Raw genomic sequence first — 269 nt, 5'->3', positions numbered from 1 at the left:
GAGCTATTATTAGCAGTTTGCTTCGAGGACAAAGGCTCATTATTACTGTTACTACCATTTGGATTGCTAGTGGCTTTGCCATTTTTATCCAACCAACTGGTCGCTTGATTTTTACGTACTTGCGTCACACCGCCACGATAATCGTAAATATCACTGATTGACGCAGAAAACGACACGACGGTCTTATTCGCCGTATCGATAACCCCATAATTGCCATCTTTTTTGACCACGATACGTCCATCAGATACTGGGCGCGCCCAACCCTGACT

Annotated in this window: 1 protein-coding gene; it reads right to left on the bottom strand. The window is 44.6% G+C overall.

Annotated elements, in window-relative coordinates; all coding sequences use genetic code 11:
* The coding region (locus AAEZ03_RS27540; protein ID WP_350583043.1) for a hypothetical protein at positions 1-230 on the bottom strand (230 nt) is incomplete at its 3' end.
* Between the last annotated feature and the right edge of the window lie 39 nt (positions 231-269).

This window comes from Pseudomonas sp. HY2-MNA-CIBAN-0224 (assembly GCF_040310285.1).
In the GTDB taxonomy this organism is placed as follows: domain Bacteria; phylum Pseudomonadota; class Gammaproteobacteria; order Pseudomonadales; family Pseudomonadaceae; genus Aquipseudomonas; species Aquipseudomonas helleri.
Note: the sequence above shows the minus strand (reverse complement) of the source record. Positions and strands in the feature narration are given on the sequence as shown.